This window comes from Chrysanthemum yellows phytoplasma (assembly GCF_000803325.1).
GTDB classification, from domain to species: Bacteria; Bacillota_I; Bacilli_A; order Acholeplasmatales; family Acholeplasmataceae; genus Phytoplasma; species Phytoplasma asteris.
On the sequence record NZ_JSWH01000169.1, the window covers coordinates 1 to 4,416 of the forward strand.

Genomic DNA, 4,416 nt, shown 5'->3' on the forward strand with positions numbered 1-4,416 from the left:
AATAAATAAAATTTAAAAAGGTGGTTTAGATGGAATCCAATAAAGTAAATAATTCGTTTACCCAAATTAAAAATAACTTTCTTTCTTTCTTTATTTGAAACAACTACTTATAATAATATTGCTACTCGTAAAGGAATTGCTTTAAAAACAATTTTGCTTTTATGTGTTACAGCAATCACTTCAATGTTTTTTACCCAATTCTAAAACCCGCGATATTAAAAAATCTAAATATTCATGCAATTTATTTTTCCATGATTGCGTTAGGTTTTTTAAATTATGGTATTTATTCTGCAGGATTAAAACAAGTTGAAATTTCTAAAGCTTGTGGATTAATTTATTCTTTTATAGAAGGAATAATTTTATCAATTATTTTTGTTGTTCTAAATTTAGTTTATGCCAATTTAGTTGAAATTGCCTTTATGGCTATTTTTGCAACCTTTATCGTCTTTGTTGCAATGTCCCATGCTTATTATAAAGGTTTTATAAAAGTAACAAATAGATTTAGACAAATTATGCTATATTGTTATTTTGCTTTGGTGGTTTCTTATATAGTTCGTTTAGTGTTGTCTTTATGCGGCATTTGGACAATTGAAAATATTATTTACAATAGCTTTTTAACTCTTCCTATTAGTTTAATTATGTTAGGATTTGTATCTATGTTTTTAGCACTTCATTTTGATTACACCGAACAAATGATTAAACAAGGAATGCCTAAAAAATATGAATGGCAAGTTTCTTTGGCTTTTGCAACAACTTTAATTGAAATTTTTTTAAGAATAATGTTAATTTTGCTAAGGTTATTTGGTCAAGAAAGAAAATAAAAAAGATCACGAATATTCGTGATCTTTTTTTTATTATATTACCTTTTTTATTCGGTTTGGAATAATAAATTAGTTCTTGTTCCTAATTGCATTGGTAATTCCAATGTTTTTGCACTAACTAATTTAACTCTTATTTGCTTAATTATCTTTTTGCTAGCTTCTAATTCTTGTTGAAAGTTTTTACCTTTCATAGCAATAAAATAACCCTTTTTTTTCACTAAAGGAACACACCATTTTAAGATAAGTTCCAGTCTAGCCAAAGCGCGAGCAACAACACAATCATAACTGCCATTTTTGGCTATGTCATATTGTTCTACTCTTTGGTGAAAAAAACATATATTATCTAATTCCAAATGGCTTGCTAATTGTTTTAAGAAATTGATTTTTTTTAAAGATGATTCAATGATTACAATTTTTAAATGAGGAAAAAGAATTTTTAAAGGAAAGCTAGGAAAGCCAGCACCCGAGCCAACATCACAAAGATTAGTTACAGTATTAAAGTTAAATATTTCTTTTAAAATTAAAGAATCATAAAAATGTTTATAGCAAACATCAGATAAAGATATTATAGAAGTAAGGTTCATTTTTTGGTTTTCTTGTTTTAAAAATTCATAGTAAAAAACAAACTTGTTTAATTGCTTTTCGTTGAGTGCAAATTTGTCTTTTAATGATTCAAAGTAAAGCATGATGTTTTTCCAAATAAACTAATAAAATCGAAATATCAACTTGATTGACTCCTAATATTCTTGTTGCTTGTCCTAAAGTTTGGGGTTTGATTAAATCAAGTTTTTCTTGAGCTTCTTTTGATAAATTTTTAATATCTGCGTAATTGATTTTGCTAGGAATTTTTTTTTGTTCTAACCTTGCTAATTTTTGAGCTTCTTTTTGGGCTTTAGCAATATAACCTTCGTATTTGATTTGTATTTCTACTTGTTCATAAATGGTTTTATCTGCTTTTTCCTGTAAAAAATGTTGTAAAGTGCAAAAATTTAATTCTGGTCTTTTTAGTAGTTGTGCTAATGTGGTTTTTTCTCCAAGACTAGCTGATTTTTGTTGTTTTAAATAAGATAGATTATCTGAATTAACTAAAATTTCATAATTTTTGCTTTTTTCTAATAAAAGGTTGATTTTAGCTTTTTTGTTTTGAAAATTGTTATAATCTTTTTCATCAATCAAACCTAGTTGATATCCGTAATCTTTGAGGCGCAAATCGGCATTGTCGTGTCTTAATAATAAACGAAATTCCGCGCGTGATGTCAAAAGACGGTACGGTTCTTTGGCGCCCTTAGTGATTAAATCATCGATCAAAACACCAATATAGGCTTCATTTCTTTTTAACACAAAAGGAGGTTTATTTTGGAGTTTTAAAGAAGCATTAATTCCTGCCATAAGCCCTTGACAAGCAGCTTCTTCATAACCGCTGGTGCCGTTCATTTGTCCTGCTAAAAAGAGATTTTGGATTTTTTTAGTCTCTAAACTGTGTTTGAGTTGGTTGGGATTAAAAGCATCGTATTCGATAGCATAAGCATATTTAGTGATTTGGGCGTTTTGTAATCCTGGAATAGTTTTAAGGATTTCGTGTTGAACGTGTTGAGGCATGCTGGTAGAAAGTCCTTGTAGATACATTTCATCCAAAGATAGGCTTTCTGGTTCAATAAAAATTTGATGACTGTTTTTATCACAAAATCTTACTACTTTATCTTCGATAGAAGGGCAATAACGAGGGCCTGTGCCTTCAACATAACCTCCATACATAGCTGATTGGTTTAAATGTTTTTGGATAACTTGGTGGGTGGTTTGGTTGGTGTGAGTTAAAAAACATGGTTCTTGGGGTCTTTGATTTGTTTGGGGAACAAAACTAAATATTTGTTCTAAATTATCTCCCATTTGTATTTTGGTTTGGCTATAATCAATGCTGTTTTTTTTAACTCTTGGTGGTGTGCCTGTTTTTAAACGAATAACTTCAAAACCTAATTCTTTTAATTGAGTGCTGATACCGTAAGTTGTAGGAACGCCATTAGGTCCCGAGGATTTTTTGGTATCTCCAATTAAAATTTGGCTTGCTAAATAAGTTCCTGTAGTGATAATGACAGTTTTGGCATTAATTTTTGTTCCATCAATAAGACAGACTCCTTGAACTTGGTTGTTTTGGATGACTAGATTGTTTACGAGCCCTTCCAATAGAGTTAAATTGAGGGTTTTTTGTAATATTTCGAAAATAATTTGAGGATATTCTAATTTATCAATTTGAGCTCTTAAAGCTCTTACTGCAGGACCTTTGGAAGAGTTAAGCATTTTGATCTGAATTTGTGCAAGATCTGCAGCTTTTGCCATAACACCACCTAAAGCATCTATTTCACGTACTACAACACCTTTGGCAGGACCTCCTATAGAAGGATTGCAAGGTAAGGAAGCAACTTGTTTTAAGGAGCCTGTAATGAGTAAAGTATTATGTTTTTTTGCCAATATTAAAGCAGCTTCAACACCTGCATGTCCTGCTCCAATAACAATGCTATCGTAGATCATTTGAGTACCTTTCTTGATTGTTTTTTTGGGTTTTATAATCATTTATTTATCATTTGTTTAATTTAATTAGTTTATTTCGTCTATTGTGTTGTCTTTGTTTTTGTGGGTGTCTTCATTGGGATTTTGGTCGGATTTGGGTTCAACAAAAGTTGGATTGAATTGTTTTTGTTTTTCTTTTAATGATTCGTAAAGTTCTATTCCTAATGTTTCTTGGATTTTGTCCAATGTTTCTTGTAATTTTTTATCTCTAAATATGTGTAATTTTTTTTGTTGGTTTTTCATCCAATAATTCATAGAAAAACAAGAAGATATCAATACAACAAAAGCAGGAATTCTTAACCAAACAGAAATTTGTCCACTAAGCAAAAAAGCATTTAATAAAATAGGCACTAAAACTGCCACAAATAAAAATTTTATTGTTTTGATTAAAGTAGCTTCTTTTTGGAAAATCTACCATATAAAATCTAGCCACATATCGTTTATATCTTTTTGATAAAAAGCTCCAAATTCTTCGTAATATTTTTTTTCAACCAAAAGGCGGCACACTCCTTTATCAGCAGTCCAAACAGCAAATTGGCGTGATTGAAAAAGAGTACTATAATATTTGCTTTGATCCAAATAATAAAATTCTACTTTGGTTTCTTTTCCTTTTAATGTTGTTTCTTGGGTTAAAAATGGTTCTCCTTGTAAAGAGTTGTAAATATTAGTTAATAATTTAAATTCTTTTTCTTTTTGAAAAAATGAAAAATTCATATGATTGCTCCTTTTCCTTTATTTTTTAGTTGTGAAATTGTTATTTTTCGAAAGTATTTTTGCCAAAATTCATTAATAAAAATTTATTTTTTTGTTTTTTTAATTTTATGCATTGAATTGTTGTTTTAAAAATTGTTTTTTGGGTCTTTTATATTAAAAATAACCTTTTCAAACCCTATCTTCCACACAATAAAAATAACCTATGGCTGCTTCAATCAAGACCTGACCAAATTCGTCTCTTATTGTTGAATGATAAGGTTTGAAAAGGCTACCGTAGTTTTGTTGGATAAAAATACTTGTCTTTCGTTAATGTTTT

5 protein-coding genes and 1 other RNA gene are annotated in these 4,416 nt (G+C 29.2%); 1 reads left to right on the plus strand and 5 read right to left on the minus strand.

Annotation, left to right across the window (positions count from 1 at the left end):
- Positions 1-251 precede the first annotated feature (251 nt).
- Entirely contained in the window at positions 252-821 is a 570-nt protein-coding gene (locus OL66_RS02905; protein ID WP_238568812.1) for a Bax inhibitor-1/YccA family membrane protein, read from the plus strand.
- Between the two features lie 47 nt (positions 822-868).
- Here OL66_RS02905 and rsmG read toward each other — a convergent pair whose 3' ends face one another.
- From rsmG to ffs, 5 genes are all read right to left on the minus strand, one after another.
- Positions 869-1,507, minus strand: coding sequence for a 16S rRNA (guanine(527)-N(7))-methyltransferase RsmG (gene rsmG, locus OL66_RS02910; protein WP_034172397.1), 639 nt, complete (start codon positions 1,505-1,507; stop codon positions 869-871).
- Positions 1,494-3,347, minus strand: a complete 1,854-nt coding sequence (gene mnmG / locus OL66_RS02915; RefSeq protein WP_011160642.1) for a tRNA uridine-5-carboxymethylaminomethyl(34) synthesis enzyme MnmG — start codon at positions 3,345-3,347, stop codon at positions 1,494-1,496. Before mnmG ends, rsmG begins: the two co-directional genes overlap by 14 nt.
- A gap of 66 nt (positions 3,348-3,413) precedes the next feature.
- The gene (locus tag OL66_RS04380) at positions 3,414-3,749 is read right to left on the minus strand and encodes a hypothetical protein (protein ID WP_238568813.1); all 336 of its coding nucleotides are present in this window, start codon (positions 3,747-3,749) and stop codon (positions 3,414-3,416) included.
- Between the two features lie 48 nt (positions 3,750-3,797).
- On the minus strand, positions 3,798-4,100 hold the full coding sequence (locus OL66_RS04385; protein WP_238568814.1) for a hypothetical protein: 303 nt from the start codon (positions 4,098-4,100) through the stop codon (positions 3,798-3,800).
- A gap of 168 nt (positions 4,101-4,268) precedes the next feature.
- Positions 4,269-4,360: signal recognition particle sRNA small type (gene ffs, locus OL66_RS03770), an RNA gene on the minus strand.
- Positions 4,361-4,416: the final 56 nt, after the last annotated feature.

What these genes read in the sequence shown, in the direction of transcription:
- OL66_RS02905 (WP_238568812.1), top strand. Translation starts at nt 252, where the DNA reads ATGATTGCGTTAGGTTTTTTAAATTATGGTATTTATTCTGCAGGATTA.
- mnmG (WP_011160642.1), bottom strand. Translation starts at nt 3,347, where the DNA reads ATGATCTACGATAGCATTGTTATTGGAGCAGGACATGCAGGTGTTGAA.
- OL66_RS04385 (WP_238568814.1), bottom strand. Translation starts at nt 4,100, where the DNA reads ATGAATTTTTCATTTTTTCAAAAAGAAAAAGAATTTAAATTATTAACT.
- rsmG (WP_034172397.1), bottom strand. Translation starts at nt 1,507, where the DNA reads ATGCTTTACTTTGAATCATTAAAAGACAAATTTGCACTCAACGAAAAG.